This is a genomic window from Streptomyces sp. NPDC051636 (genome assembly GCF_044453765.1).
Taxonomy (GTDB): Bacteria; Actinomycetota; Actinomycetes; order Streptomycetales; family Streptomycetaceae; genus Streptomyces.
In genome coordinates, this window is sequence record NZ_JBITDA010000002.1 from 277,288 (window position 1) to 289,962 (window position 12,675).

9 protein-coding genes and 3 pseudogenes are annotated in these 12,675 nt (G+C 73.7%); 4 read left to right on the forward strand and 8 right to left on the reverse strand.

Annotation, left to right across the window (positions count from 1 at the left end):
• Nucleotides 1-3: 3 nt before the first annotated feature.
• Complete coding sequence (locus ACIBBH_RS04895; protein ID WP_399401983.1) at nucleotides 4-834, reverse strand: lysozyme; 831 nt, start codon at nucleotides 832-834, stop codon at nucleotides 4-6.
• Between the two features lie 92 nt (nucleotides 835-926).
• Nucleotides 927-2,432 (reverse strand): MFS transporter, encoded by a 1,506-nt coding sequence (locus tag ACIBBH_RS04900; protein WP_399401985.1) that lies wholly within the window; start codon nucleotides 2,430-2,432, stop codon nucleotides 927-929.
• Nucleotides 2,433-2,593: 161 nt separating this feature from the next.
• On the opposite strand from ACIBBH_RS04900, the gene ACIBBH_RS04905 reads away from it, so the two are divergent.
• From ACIBBH_RS04905 to ACIBBH_RS04915, 3 genes and pseudogenes are all read left to right on the forward strand, one after another.
• Nucleotides 2,594-2,833, forward strand: a complete 240-nt coding sequence (locus tag ACIBBH_RS04905; RefSeq protein ID WP_399401987.1) for a hypothetical protein — start codon at nucleotides 2,594-2,596, stop codon at nucleotides 2,831-2,833.
• 276 nt (nucleotides 2,834-3,109) lie between these two features.
• Nucleotides 3,110-3,761: pseudogene (locus ACIBBH_RS04910) on the forward strand (GTP-binding protein).
• A pseudogene (locus tag ACIBBH_RS04915) lies at nucleotides 3,680-4,057 on the forward strand (cytochrome P450); the annotation flags it as partial. The pseudogenes ACIBBH_RS04910 and ACIBBH_RS04915, both read left to right, overlap by 82 nt.
• Before the next feature lie 165 nt (nucleotides 4,058-4,222).
• Here ACIBBH_RS04915 and ACIBBH_RS04920 read toward each other — a convergent pair.
• The 6 genes and pseudogenes from ACIBBH_RS04920 to ACIBBH_RS04945 form a co-directional block, all read right to left on the reverse strand.
• Nucleotides 4,223-5,884 carry an FAD-dependent oxidoreductase gene (locus ACIBBH_RS04920; RefSeq protein WP_399401989.1) on the reverse strand — a complete coding sequence of 554 codons (1,662 nt, stop codon included), beginning with the start codon at nucleotides 5,882-5,884 and terminating at the stop codon, nucleotides 4,223-4,225.
• A gap of 503 nt (nucleotides 5,885-6,387) precedes the next feature.
• Complete coding sequence (locus ACIBBH_RS04925; RefSeq protein WP_399401991.1) at nucleotides 6,388-6,822, reverse strand: hypothetical protein; 435 nt, start codon at nucleotides 6,820-6,822, stop codon at nucleotides 6,388-6,390.
• Nucleotides 6,823-6,873: 51 nt separating this feature from the next.
• Nucleotides 6,874-8,514, reverse strand: coding sequence for a phosphoglucomutase (alpha-D-glucose-1,6-bisphosphate-dependent) (pgm, locus tag ACIBBH_RS04930; protein WP_399401993.1), 1,641 nt, complete (start codon nucleotides 8,512-8,514; stop codon nucleotides 6,874-6,876).
• Nucleotides 8,515-8,638: 124 nt separating this feature from the next.
• Nucleotides 8,639-10,786 carry a tetratricopeptide repeat protein gene (locus tag ACIBBH_RS04935; RefSeq protein WP_399401995.1) on the reverse strand — a complete coding sequence of 716 codons (2,148 nt, stop codon included), beginning with the start codon at nucleotides 10,784-10,786 and terminating at the stop codon, nucleotides 8,639-8,641.
• A 137-nt stretch (nucleotides 10,787-10,923) separates the two neighbouring features.
• Complete coding sequence (locus ACIBBH_RS04940) at nucleotides 10,924-11,175, reverse strand: hypothetical protein (RefSeq protein ID WP_399401997.1); 252 nt, start codon at nucleotides 11,173-11,175, stop codon at nucleotides 10,924-10,926.
• Nucleotides 11,176-11,633: 458 nt separating this feature from the next.
• A pseudogene (locus ACIBBH_RS04945) lies at nucleotides 11,634-12,284 on the reverse strand (hypothetical protein); the annotation flags it as partial.
• 137 nt (nucleotides 12,285-12,421) lie between these two features.
• Here ACIBBH_RS04945 and ACIBBH_RS04950 point away from each other — a divergent pair.
• Nucleotides 12,422-12,637 (forward strand): tautomerase family protein, encoded by a 216-nt coding sequence (locus ACIBBH_RS04950; protein WP_399401998.1) that lies wholly within the window; start codon nucleotides 12,422-12,424, stop codon nucleotides 12,635-12,637.
• Nucleotides 12,638-12,675 lie beyond the last annotated feature (38 nt).

Here is a 12,675-nt window from a genome sequence, read left to right on the forward strand (position 1 = left end):
ATGTCAGCCGGCGGCGAAGTCCCGCAGTTGGTCGAGGGAACCGTTGAACCGGTCGTGGTCGCCCACCGTCGGTCCGGACGAGGTGTACTGCCACATGGAGTACGACGACCAGCCGGCCGGCAGGTCGCCGACCGCCGACGCGTACCGGGCGACCCACAGCGGGTTGGTCTTCCCGAACCCGGTGTAGTCGCCGGTGCAACTGCTCCACCAGCTGGTGGCGGTGTAGATCACGGCGTCGCGGCCGGTGCGGGACTTGTACCGGTTCAGGAAGTCACGGATCCAGGTCACCATCGCGCTCGGTGTCTTGCCGTAGCAGGCGTCGCCGTAGGGGTTCCACTCGATGTCGAGCACGCCGGGCAGCGTGACGCCGTCACCGCTCCAGCCGCCGCCGTGGTCGACGAAGTAGTCGGCCTGGGTGGCGCCGCCGCTGGTGTCGGGGGTGGCGAAGTGGTACGAGCCGCGGATCATGCCGACGTCGCGCGCGCCGGTGTACTGCGCGGAGAAGTAGGGATTGGTGTAGTAAGTGCCCTCGGTGGCCTTGGTGTAGGCCCACTTGACGCCGCTGTTCCACAGGGTCGGCCAGGCCACGTCGCCCTGGTAACTGGCGACGTCGACGCCTTCGGTCTGGCCGGCGCGCGGGCCGCCCGAGGCGGGGCTCCATCCGTCGTGGGCGATGACACCGATGCCCATGTGGGCGGAGCCACGGACAGGCGTGCCGTCGTCGGCGGACGCGGGGCCGGTGAACAGTGAGAGGACCAGGGCCAGCAGGGCGGCCGGGACACCGGCCGGGAACAGGCGGGCGCGCACGGGGTGAATGGCTGTGTAGGGTCGCACACCCATCATCTGACCGGCGGTTGCCCCCCGTCGCACGTCAAGGGCCGCCTCTTGAGGGCTCATCGAGGGCAGAAGGCTCCGTACGAGTGATGTCAGCCCTGGCCGGCGTGCGTGTGGCTGTGCGACACCTCGGGCGGGCAGGACCGCGCGGCGATCCTGCGGTCGTGCAGCCAGTCCTGGACCGCCAGGCCCAGGGCGCACAGCACGGGCAGGATTCCGGAGCCGACGGCGAGGGCTACGGCGGTGCGGTAGTCGTGGGGGTGGGCGCCGAGGACGACGTAGAACAGGCCGGGCAGCGCCGCCGTGCCGACCGCCCCGCCCAGGCGCTGTCCCGTCTGGAGTGCCCCGCCGGCGGCTCCCGCCATCCGCACCGGCACCTCCCGCAGCGTCATCGTCACGTTGGGGGAGATCACGCACCCGCTGCCCACGCCTCCGAGGAAGAGGGTGGGAAGGACGAGCCACACCGCGCTGTCGCCGGGCGCCGAGCGCAGGATCAGGGCCGTACCGCCGAGACCCAGGGCGACGGCGGCCAGTCCGCACACGGTCAGCAGCCTGCCGAGCCGCTCCACCAGGCGTCCGGCGATCGCCGCGGCCACGGCGGAGCCGATGGCGAAGGGTGTCACCGCGAGCCCGGAGCGCAGCGGCGTGTAGCCCTGGCCGTTCTGGAGGAAGAGGGCGAACACCAGCCACACCCCGCTGAAGCCGACGAAGTACAGCGCGGCGATGGCGGCGCCGACGGCGTACCCGCGGGCCTCGGTCACCAGCCGGGGATCGAGCAGCGGCCGGCCGTCACGCGCCGCGACCCGCCGCTCCCACCGGGCGAACGCGGCCAGGAAGGCCGGCCCCACGAGGAAGAGCCACCACAGCCGCCGCACTCCGCCGGATTCCGCCAGCACCAGGGGAAGCATCAGCGCGAGGACCCCGCAGCCGAGGAGCAGCACGCCGCCGAGGTCGAGCCGCTCCCGTCGGCCGCGGGCCGCCCTGGGCAGGAGACGGAGGCCGAGGAGCAGCGCGAGCGCGCCGACGGGTACGTTCACGTAGAAGATCCAGCGCCATCCCTGCGGGCCGTCGGCCAGCCTGAGGATCAGCCCGCCCACGACGGGGCCCACGGCGCTGGAGATGCCGACGGTCGCCCCGAAGAGGCCGAAGGCCTTTCCGCGCTCGGCGCCGCGGAACATCTGCTGGATGAGGGCGGAGTTCTGCGGGGCGAGGCAGCCCGCGGCGACCCCCTGCGCCAGCCGGGCCACGACGAGCAGGGTGATCGTGGGGGCCGCGCCGGCCGCGGCACTGCACAGGACGAACGCGCCGAGCGCCAGCAGGAAGACGCGGCGCCGGCCGATCGTGTCCCCGATCCGGCCGGCGGTCACCAGCACCAGGGCGAAGGCCAGGGCGTAGCCGGAGACCACCCACTGGATGGAGGGTGCCGACGCGTGCAGGTCCCTTTGCATGGAGGGCAGCGCCACCGCGACGATCGTCACGTCCAGCAGGCTCATGAATCCGGCCACCAGCGTGACTGCCAGGGCCTTCCAGCGCCTGGGATCGCTCCCGCCGTCCGCGTGTGTGCCCAATTCCACCGGTCCACTCCCGTTCCCTGTCATCACGGCTCTAGGGCGAGTACCCGTTTGCTTCCTGCAATGAGTCCGGAACCTGTCCAATCCGATCAAGAACTCTCGCATAGTGACCGCCAGTTGAGCACCAAGCGTCACCACTCACTCACATCTGCCGGCGAGCACGCGGGCAGCCGCCCGAGAACCCACTGATGCCCGCGCCCACACCTGACGGCGAACGCCCCACCCCACGTACGCTCGCCCCCGCCCTGGCGCTGACCGGCGTCGTGTCCGCGCTCGTCGTCGTCACCGCGGTCGTCTTGCGCCGCCGTCGGTCCGTACCCCGCTCGCCTGGGGGGGCGAGCGCGGCGGCGCTGGTGCTGTGCGCGGCGGTGGCGACGGCCGTGCCGCGCGGAGTGCGCGCGGGGCCCGGCGCAGGCTGGAGACGGTGACCCAGGACCTCGGCCGGCTCCTGCGGCAGCAGGCCCGGGCGACCGAGGAGTCCCGGCAGGAGCAACAGCGCCTGATCGGCGAACTGGCCGAGCAGCGGGCCGAGTTGACCGAGTCGTTCGCCAAGGAGCGGGCCCGGATCGAGGGGGACTCCGCCCGGGAACCGGACCGCCTCGGCCGCGAGAACGCCCGCCTCGCCGCGGAGCTCGAGCGTGCCACCCGGGAGCGGGCGGCGGCGATCGCCGCGACGTCCGGCGCGGCCGGCCGCATGCAGGCCCATCGTGGTCGTGGGCCGGTTTCGGCGTCGGCAAGACCACGCCGGTCCGCTCGGTCAGCGAGGTCCGTCCCCTCAACACCGAGGAGACGATGACGCAGGCGGGCGAGGCGGTCGACGACATCCGCCAGGCGCGCGGCAAGACCGCCACCACCGTCGCCTCCGACGTCGGCCGGATCACGCTGGACGCGCGCACCGTGCTGTACCTGTTCGGCGCGCCCGGCCAGGAGCGGTTCTGGTTCCTGTGGGACCGGCTGTTCTCCGGCACGCTCGGCGCGGTCGTCCTCGTCGACACCCGCCGCATCGACGACTCGTGGTACGCCATCGACCGGCTCGAGCACCACGGCACGCCCTTCCTCGTGGCCCGCAACGACTCCGGCGGCCCCGCGCACGCGCCGGACGCCGTCCGCGAGGCCCTCGGCCTTGTCCCGCACGTGCCCCAGGTGGACTGCGACGCCCGCTGCCGCGAGTCGAGCACTCATCACGTTGGTCAGCACATCCAGCAGCACTGCGCCGACCGGTCCGCCCCGGCGGCCCTGCCCCGACAGGAGTTCGTGTGCCCCCCGACGCCGTCCCCTCCGCGCTGCGCGGCCACGCCGAGCGGTTCGCCGACGAGCTGGTGGACGCCGTGTGCACCGTGGGCGAGGCCGGCCTGATCGGCCAGTACGCGATGCTGCTGCCGGTGAGTGTCCTGGCCCGGCTCTACGGTTTCTCCGACGAGGACGGGCCGGGCCTGGTCACCGCCCTCAACGACATGATCGACGGCCGGGAGCGGGCCATCGCGGGCCAGACCCACCTGGCCGCCTCGATGGCGCAGCTGCTCGCCGACCGCCAGGCGGCGCCCGCGGACGACGTCGTCTCCCGGATGCTCGCCGGCGACAGCGGGTTCAGCGACGAGGAGATCGTCCAGGACCTGATGGTGATGATGGCCGCCGGGCACCAGCCGACCGCCGGATCGACCTGGCGGTGCCCGCCGAGTCCCTCACCCGTCGGCGCTCGCCCTGGCTGCGGGGTCTGACCGAGTTGCCCGTGCGGTTCACTCCCGTACCTGCCCTGTGATCCCGCGCGGCCTCGCCGACCCGCTTTTCGGCCGGGGTCCGGGTCGTCCCCTGAACGCCTAGCCCTTCCGGGCCAGTACGGTCGTCAGGACCTCGCGCAGGGTCGCCGCGGGATCCTGGACCGGGCCCGGCGCCCGCCATGCCACGAACCCGTCGGGGCGGACGAGGACGGCGCCTGCTGGTGTCGTCCCGTGCCGCTCCGCCCAGTCGGCGCCCTCCTCGGTCTGCAGCTCGGCGTCGGGTCCGGTGCCCAGGCGGTACGAGGTCAGCGGGACGGACATCTCGTGGGCGAGGCGGGTGGCGGCCTCGTGCCAGCCGCCGGTGGCGTCCGCGCCGCTGAGCAGGACCATGTCGCGCTCGTAGAGGTCGAGGGTGGACACCCGCTCGTCGCCGCGCCACACCCACAGGTGCGGGGCCCTGCTGCCCGGTTCGCCGGTCAGCTTCAGGCCATCCGGGACCACCGGGGAGGCGGGGTCGGCGTCCACGACGGCGCCCTGCGGGTAGCGGTAGCCCAGGGCGACGTTGAGGATGCCGCGCTGGGGGCCGCCGCCGCCCATGCCGGGCGCGGGGGCGAAACCGGGGTGGCTGTGCTCCACCGAACGGGTGGCGGCCCGGGCGCTGGTCGCCTCCGCCACCGGCCGGCGCTCGGTGTCGTAGGTGTCCAGCAGCCCCTCCCCCGCCCAGCCGCCGAGCACGGCGGCCAGCTTCCACGCGAGGTTGTGCGCGTCCTGGATGCCGGTGTTGGAGCCGAAGGCCCCGGTGGGGGACATCTCGTGCGCCGAGTCGCCGGCCAGGAAGACGCGTCCCGACTGGTAGCTGCGGGCGACGCGCTGGGCGGCGTGCCAGGGTGCCCGGCCGGTGATCTCCACGTCGAGGTCCATGTCGCCGACCGCGCGGCGGATGTGCTCGACGCACCGCTCGTCGGTGAACTCCTCCAGCGTTTCGCCGTGTTCGGGGTGCCAGGGCGCGTGGAAGACCCAGTTCTCCCGGTTGTCCACCGGCAGCAGCGCGCCGTCGGCGTCCGGGCTGGTCAGGTAGCAGACGATGAAACGGCGGTCGCCCACCACGTCGGCGAGGCGGCGGGAGCGGAAGGTCATGCTGATGTTGTGGAACAGGTCGCCGGGACCGCTCTGCCCGATGCCGAGCTGTTCCCGGACGGGGCTGCGGGGGCCGTCGGCGGCGACGAGGTAGTCCGCGCGGATGGTGGTGTGCTCGCCGGTCTCACGGCTCTTGACCACCGCGGTGACGCCGGTGGGATCGGCGTCGAACGACATCATCTCGGTGTGGTAGCGCAGGTCGCCGCCGAGGCCGGCGGCGTGGTCGAGGAGGACCGGCTCCAGGTCGTTCTGGCTGCACAGGCACCAGGAGCTGGGGCTGAAGCGGGCCAGTCCACCGCCCGGGTCGATCTCCTTGAACAGCCATTCGCCCGCGTCGCCGACCAGGGTGGGCGTCTGCAGGATGCCATGGTTGCCGGCCAGCGTGGCCGCGGCCTGCCGGATCCCCGGCTCGACACCGGCCACCCGGAACAACTCCATCGTCCGTACGTTGTTGCCGCGCCCCCGGGGGTGGATGGACGTGCCGGCATGGCGCTCCACCAGCGTGTGCCGCACCCCCAGCCGGCCCAGGAACACCGACGTCGACAGGCCGACCAGGGAACCGCCGACGATGAGGACCGGTACCCGGTGGGTGCCGCGGTCGGCAGAATCGGCTCTTTCCTTCATCACTCGCCTCCAGCGCGTCGTGGCCACACCGACTCGGCCGGATACGGCCGGGACTCTCATGCATGCCCGCGCGACGGAGGAGGGCTCGGGCTTCTTCACCCGGCCGGAGGGCGTCCGATCCGGTCGGTTGGTGGTTTGAAACGCGTCTGCCGCCCGCCGGGGCAGAGCGGGAGCACGGGCCGGGTGGCCGTGGCGGGGTCCCGGTCGGCGGTCGCCGGGAACAGCCACGCCGGCAGCGAAGGCGTTCGGCGGTTGAGCGGGCCGGTGCGGTCGCTCGTCGGCTGCCGGCATCCTGAGGCCGCGCGCCGCCAGGCCCTGGCGCCACCACGGTCACCGCGCTGCGGCTCGTCCTGTCGCCCCGGGGGCTGACGACCAGGGCGGCGTGGCCGTCACCGTCCACGGCACCGCGGCCGCCGCGACGACCGCCAGGCCCGTGCCGATCGCCCGCCGACGGCTCCCGCGTGCGGTCCGCCCGGGGGTGGCCACGGCCACCCCCGGGGGCGTCAGATCCGCCCGCCGGTGAGACGGGTGAGGGGACCCTGCGTGTGGCGTCCCGCGCGGCGGCCCGCCGCGTACGACGCGGCGCTCACGGCGGTCAGGCCGGTCCCCACCGCGGCGGCGACGAGCTTGCGCTGGGCGATCACCGTCCAGGCCGTCCTGGCCGTGGCCGCCACCTGCCCGGACGCCGCGACGACCGCGCGGCGGCCCGCCTCGAGCTTCTCGGCACCGCTGTGCACGGCCCCGGTCGTCGCCTCGGCCGTGCGCTCGGCGCCGTCCTTGGCCGCTGACGCCACGTCATCCGTCTTCGCGGCGGCCTTCTTGGCGCCCCGCGAAACCGGAGCCGTGGCGTCGGCCGCGGTGCGCCGGGCCTTGGCCGCCGTCGCCTGCCGGGAGTCGGACTCTCGCTTGGTGTCGCTGGTCGATTCAGTCATGGACATCGCCTTGCCTGTCAGGCTCCTGGCAAACAGGCCCGGCCCGCCCAACATGCCTCAGCCGCCGAGCGCCGCCAGGACCACCGCCTTGGCCTCCTCCTGCACCTGGCCGAGGTGGTCGGGTCCGAGGAACGACTCCGCGTACACCTTGTAGACGTCCTCCGTGCCCGAGGGGCGGGCCGCGAACCAGGCGTGCTCGGTGGTCACCTTGATGCCGCCGATGGAGGCGCCGTTGCCCGGGGCCTCGGTGAGCACGGCGGTGACCGGTTCTCCGGCCAGGGTCCGGGCGGTGACCTGGGCGGGCGAGAGCTTGGCCAGCAGGGCCTTCTCCTCGCGGGAGGCCGGGGCGTCGATGCGGGCGTAGGCGGGCTCGCCGAAGCGGCCCGTCAGTTCGGCGTAGTGCTCCGAGGGCGTCCGGTCGGTGACGGCGGTGATCTCGGAGGCGAGGAGGGCGAGGATGATGCCGTCCTTGTCCGTCGTCCACACCGAGCCGTCCCGGCGCAGGAACGACGCGCCGGCCGACTCCTCGCCGCCGAAGCCGAGCGTGCCGCCGAGCAGTCCGTCCACGAACCACTTGAACCCGACCGGCACCTCGACCAGTTCCCGGCCGAGGTCGGCGGCGACCCGGTCGATCATCCCGGAGGACACCAGCGTCTTGCCGATGCCCGTGCCGGCCGGCCACCGCTCACGGTGCTTGTAGAGGTAGGCGATGGCGACCGCGAGGTAGTGGTTGGGGTTCATCAGACCCGCGTCCGGGGTGACGATGCCGTGCCGGTCGGCGTCCGCGTCGTTGCCGGTGGAGATGCGGAAGCGGTCGCGCTGCCCGATGAGCGAGGCCATCGCGTAGGGCGAGGAGCAGTCCATTCGGATCTGGCCGTCCCAGTCCAGCGTCATGAACCGCCAGGTGGGGTCGGTGGTGGGGTTGACCACCGTCAGGTCGATCCCGTGCTGCTCGGCGATCCGGCCCCAGTAGGCGACGGACGCCCCGCCCAGCGGGTCGGCGCCGATGCGCACACCGGCCGCCCGGATCGCGTCCAGGTCGAGGACGCTCGGCAGATCGGAGACGTACGTGCCCAGGAAGTCGTACCGCTGGGTCGTGTCGGCGGCGAGCGCCCTGGCGTACGGCACCCGCCGTACGTCCTTCAGGCCGCCCGCGATGATCTGGTTGGCCCGGTCCTGGATCCAGGAGGTGGCCCCGGAGGCCGCCGGGCCGCCGCTCGGCGGGTTGTACTTGAATCCGCCGTCGGCGGGCGGGTTGTGCGAGGGGGTCACCACGACCCCGTCGGCGAGACCCGCGGTACGGCCCCGGTTGTGGGTGAGGATGGCGTGCGAGACCGCCGGGGTGGGCGTGTACCCGTCCGCGCTGTCGATGAGCACCGTCACACCGTTGGCGGCGAACACCTCCAGGGCGGTCACCTTCGCGGGCTCCGACAGCGCGTGGGTGTCGGCCCCCAGGAAGAGGGGGCCGTCGGTGCCCTGGCTGTCCCGGTACTCGCAGATGGCCTGGCTGGTGGCAGCGATGTGGTCCTCGTTGAACGCGCTCGCCGGCGACGATCCGCGGTGTCCGGACGTACCGAACGCCACCCGCTGCCCCGGCTCCGCCGGATCGGGATGCAGCGCGTAGTACGCGGTGACCAGCCGGGCCACGTCGACAAGATCCTCGGGCCCGGCCGGCCTGCCCGCTCGCTCGTGCGGCATGGGTGCGTTCCTCCGCTTCGGTCGATGCTTCGGTTGATGATGCGCTCGACGTCTCATCTTTCCTCTTCATGAGGCCGGTACGCGAGTGCGCCCCACCGCCGGAACCATGCCGTGCTTCCGCCGCTCAGTGGTGATGTCCGTGGACGACCGCCTTGATGCCTGCCCGGGCGCGGGCCTCGTCGGCCATGGCCCGGGCCCGTGCCGCCTCCGCCTGCCGGCCCGCCGCCTCCAGCGCCCGGGCGAGGTTGTGCCAAGTCAGCCCCGTCGCATACCAGTTGTCGTACTCCTGGCGGATCCGCAGCGATCCTTCGAGCGCGGTGACGGCCTCGTGGATCCGGCCCGCCGCGTGCAGGGCGCAGCCGAGGCTGTTGAGCGAGTCGCCGTGGAAGATGCGGTCGTGCGCCTGATGCAGCTCGCAGGCCTGCCGGAACGCGGTGGCGGCCTCGGCGTGGCGGCCCGCCGCGTCCAGGGCGAGCCCGGCGTTGTGCTGGGCCCGGCCCTCGTTCCACTCGTCGCCGAGGGCCCGGAAGCGGTCCCTGGCGCGGAGTTGGGTGGCGAGGGCGAGGTCGAGGTGGCCGGCCCTGCGGTGGGCGAGGCCGAGGTTGATCCAGGCCATGCCCTCACCGGTCGGGTCCACGGTGCGGTGGAAGAGGTGAGCCGCACGGGTGAGCGGTTCGAGGGCCTCGACGGGGCGTCCGGCGCGCGCCAGGGCGTTGCCCAGGTGATTGCAGGCCGTGGCTTCGGCGTGCTCGTCCCCCAGCCGGTGGGTGAGGGCGCGTGCGATGCGGCTGACAGTGATCCAGTCCTCGAAGAAGCGGCGCCAGCGCAGGTACTCGGCCAGGTGCAGCGCGAGGCCGATGCGCATCTCCGGGTCACCCTCGTCCGGCCACTGCACGGCGGCCACGAGGTTGGTGCGCTCGCTGTCGAACCAGGCCAGGGCGGCGTCCCGGCGCCCGGCGGCGACCGGAGAAGGGTCGTGGACCGGGGCCGACAGATGGCGATCGCAGTGGGCCGCCTGCCGGTGGTAGTGCCGCCGCGCCCGGGCCCGCGCGGTACTCCCCGCCGCGGCGAGGTCCGGGTCGGACGCGGCGAGGGCGGCCGCGTAACTGCGCACCAGATCGTGGATGCTCCACCGTAAGGACGCCTCGTCGCCAGGCTGCTCCCAGGTCACCAGGTGGGCCCGCGCCAGGTCGTCGAGCGCGTCCAGCGCCGTCGGCTCCCTCAGACCGGTGATCACCGCAGCCGTGTCCGTGCCGTAGTCCGCGCACGGAACCTGCGCCAGCAGGCACAGTGCCCGCGTCCGGTCCGCGGGCAGGCGGCGCACGGAGGCCTCGAACACGGGAGCCAGGGCCAGCGGCCTGCCGTACTGGTCGACGCCCCGGCTGCGGAGGGTGTCGGTGAGGTCGGCCCTGGACCGGAGTTCCTCGACCAGGGAGGCGACGCGGCCGCGTGACCGGCGGTGGCGCAGGAGCGCGGCCGCGATCTGCAGGGCCAGGGGCATGTGCCCGCACAGCCGCGTCAGCTCGCGCACGGACTCGGCCTCCCGCTCCGGCCGGTCGTCCTCCGCCTCGCGCAGGATCAGCGCACTGGCGATCAGCGCGGCCGAGTCCTGCGGACACAGGGGGCCGAGGGGCAGCTCCCGGGCGGGCAGCGAGGGATGGGACTCGCGTGAGGTGAAGACGACGCGGTGCGCCCCGCCCCCGGGCAGGAGCGGCGGGAGCTGACTGGGCTCGCACACGTTGTCGAAGAGCAGCAGCACCCGCTTGCCCTGGTCGGCCAGCGTGGCCAGCCGGCCGAGGTACAGCCCGTGCTGGTCGACCTCCTCGGAGGGCAGCTGGGCGCCGCCCACTCCGAGGGCGTGCAGGAGGGACATGACGGCCTGCGCGGGCGTGACCGGGGTGTCGTCGTAGCCCGCGAGGTCGAGGAAGAGTGCGCCCCAGAACCAGCGCTTGGCCCGGGCCTCGTGCGCGGCCCGCAGCGCGAGCGCCGTCTTGCCCATGCCGCCCAGCCCGGTCACCGCCCACATGACGGGGAAGCCGGCGGACAGGGGGCCGTCGGACGGCCGCAACCCCTCCAGGAGCACGGCGAGTTCGCGATCGCGGCCGGTGAACCCCGCCGGGGCGGGCGGCAGGGCGGACAGAGCGGCCGGCTCGTCGGCGGCCGGCTCGCGGTCGGCGCCGATCGACACGGGACCGTGGAAGTGGCCGCCCCGGAAGTCGACGTGATCGTGGTACCGGTCCGGGCCTGCGGGCCGGTCCTCCCCTGTCTGCACCCGATCCTCCCCCTCCCGGTGGTACAGGCCCGGCACGGACCGCTTCGCGGCGCCATACGGTAGAGCATCCCGCATCGTCCCGGTACGGGATCGGGCGATTCGCGGACGTCAGCCGTCGCCGCAGGACGGTGCCTTCGTCACCGGCAGGACGCCCTTGGCCGCCGTGGTGACGCAGGTGATCTCCAGGGTGCGGTGCCGAGCACGGACCAGTCGCCGGACAGCCGGGACACCCCGTTCCCGGTCCGCTTCCAGCGCACGCCGTCCCGGTCGCGGAAGGCCGGCCAGTGGGCGGCAGGGGCCGGGGGGCCGCCGGGAGAGGGCAGGACGATGTCGTCGGGCATGCCGCCCCGTGACCGGGGTTCGAGGATCATCTCGGTGCAGCCGTTCATCACGTGCAGGCGCGGGTGGAACGAGTCCGTGTACTCCGTCCAGTACGAGACCCGCGCCGCCGGGGCGTGGACCGCGCGCCGGGCCTCCGCCCGCGCCCGGTCCGGCTCGCGCTGCGAGACGAGCGCGACGTGGCACGTCGGGACGCCGGTGAACAACTGGCCCGCCACCACCGCCGTGACCGTGCCGGTCCCGGCCCGGTCGACACGCTGCCACCAGCCTCCTGGCTCCGGCCCGCCGGTGCCCTCGGCGCGGGCCCGGCCGGGTCCTGTCCGCCGCCGGGCCGGTCGCCCCCGCACCTGCCGCCCGCTGCTGCTCGCCACCGTCGCCTCCCCCTGCTGTTGAGGACGCTCAGGCAACCCGTGCGGATGCGCTGCGCACGGGCGGCCCTCGGGGCGGCCGGCGCTCTGCCCTGCCGGCCCCGCAGCCGCAGTTCCGACGCGGGCCGCACCGGCACCGGCGGGCCGGGGGACCGGGTCCGCAGCAGGGCGTTCTCACGTGGGTGGAGCAGCCCCAGGACGATCGCCGAGCCCACCGCGATCAGGTGCTCGCGGCCCGCCAGGTTGGGCACCGCGATGGACTCCCCCACCATGGACCCGCCGGTGAGGGTGAACACCACGGGCGCGCGCCGGATCACCGTGATGTAGGTGAACAGCCCGACCACCGCGGCCGACGGCCCGGTGTCGAGCACCCGCCCGCACTCGGGGGGCAGGCCGAGGCCCCACCAGCCGGGGCCGATCGCGATCACCCGTGCGGTGAGGGTGCCGGCCAGTGTGGTGACGTAGGCGATGACCAGTGTCCTGGCCCGGCCGAGCGTGAGTTCGGCCAGGGCGAAGGCGAGGAAAAGCTGGATGATCCCCGCCCACACCGGAAGGTCGAGCGCCGGCACGTACAGCGATACCGGGGTACGCAGCAGGGCCAGCCACAGCGGCAGGTCCGCGGTGACGCCGCCCAGCCGCCACACCAGCCGTGCGCCGCCCGGCCGTTGCGCGAGATCGTGGAAGAAGACCACGCCCGAGGTGGCCACGAAGGCCAGGCTCAGCCCGGGCAGTCCTCTGCGCCACAGCTGCCGTACGGGATCGACGATGATCCCCCGCCACTCGTCCCGCAGTGTCCGGCCGACTCAACGGCCAGGTGGTCCGCGCCAACGGCGGCATCGTCTGACGGTCCCGGCTCCCACGGCTCCAGCGGCCTCTTCGCCTCCTCCCCGACTCACTCTCCGCTCACCCACTCCCAAGGAGAACCACCATGCCGTTCGCGAACTTCAAGGTGCCCGCCGGAAGCCTCGACGAGAAGCAGAAGGAGGAGATCATCATCCGCGCCACCCAGCTCTACGTCGACATCTACGGCGAGCGCGCCCGCGCCACCACCCTGGTCCTCGTCGAGGAGGTCACCGTCGGCGGCTGGGGCATCGGGGGCAACGTGCTGACCCTCGCGATGCTCCAGCAGCCGTCCGGGGACTGACGCCCTGGCCGTCTCGAGGTGCGCGGCGGCCCGGTCCG

What these genes read in the sequence shown, in the direction of transcription:
- ACIBBH_RS04940 (WP_399401997.1), bottom strand. Translation starts at nt 11,175, where the DNA reads ATGAACGGCTGCACCGAGATGATCCTCGAACCCCGGTCACGGGGCGGC.
- ACIBBH_RS04920 (WP_399401989.1), bottom strand. Translation starts at nt 5,884, where the DNA reads ATGAAGGAAAGAGCCGATTCTGCCGACCGCGGCACCCACCGGGTACCG.
- ACIBBH_RS04900 (WP_399401985.1), bottom strand. Translation starts at nt 2,432, where the DNA reads ATGACAGGGAACGGGAGTGGACCGGTGGAATTGGGCACACACGCGGAC.
- ACIBBH_RS04925 (WP_399401991.1), bottom strand. Translation starts at nt 6,822, where the DNA reads ATGTCCATGACTGAATCGACCAGCGACACCAAGCGAGAGTCCGACTCC.
- ACIBBH_RS04905 (WP_399401987.1), top strand. Translation starts at nt 2,594, where the DNA reads ATGCCCGCGCCCACACCTGACGGCGAACGCCCCACCCCACGTACGCTC.
- ACIBBH_RS04950 (WP_399401998.1), top strand. Translation starts at nt 12,422, where the DNA reads ATGCCGTTCGCGAACTTCAAGGTGCCCGCCGGAAGCCTCGACGAGAAG.
- pgm (WP_399401993.1), bottom strand. Translation starts at nt 8,514, where the DNA reads ATGCCGCACGAGCGAGCGGGCAGGCCGGCCGGGCCCGAGGATCTTGTC.